Source organism: Morganella sp. HSTU-ASny43 (genome assembly GCF_022819185.1).
Taxonomy (GTDB): domain Bacteria; phylum Pseudomonadota; class Gammaproteobacteria; order Enterobacterales; family Enterobacteriaceae; genus Morganella; species Morganella morganii.
In genome coordinates, this window is record NZ_WSPG01000085.1 from 1 (window position 1) to 572 (window position 572).

At 57.7% G+C, this 572-nt stretch carries 1 protein-coding gene; it reads left to right on the forward strand.

Annotation, left to right across the window (positions count from 1 at the left end; all coding sequences use genetic code 11):
• On the forward strand, positions 1 to 572 hold a 572-nt coding region (locus tag GN208_RS17870), incomplete at both ends, for a tape measure protein (RefSeq protein ID WP_243828519.1).

Here is a 572-nt window from a genome sequence, read left to right on the forward strand (position 1 = left end):
GAAGAAGCCAGCTCTGTTATTACTCAACTCAGTCAGGCACTGGCTTCCGGTGTTCTGCGCGGTGAAGAATTTAACGCGGTGATGGAGAACGGCGGACGGCTGGCAAAACTGCTGGCTGACGGGATGGGGACCACCATCGGCGGGCTGCGCGATATGGCACAGAGCGGGCAACTGACTACCGATAAAATCGTTCCGATCCTGACAAATACGGAGCAACTCAGAAAAGAATTTGAGCAGTTACCACAGACCGTCAGTATGGCTTCGCAAAAGGTAGAAAACGCCTTTATGGCGTGGGTAGGCGGGGCTAATGAGGCATCGGGCGCAACCAGCACACTGACCGGTGCACTGAATGGTATTGCAGGAAATATAGACACCATCGCCACTGTTGCAGGGGCACTGGTCGGGGTTGGCCTTGCACGGTATTTCGGCGGGCTGACCGCCAGTGTGACCAAAGCAACCATCGGGGTGGCCGGTGCCGCAAAAGGTGAGATCGCTCTTGCGCAGGCCCAGCTGCGCGGGACACAAATTGCGGTTGCCAGAGCGCGTGCGGCAGAATACCGGGCACAGCAGGC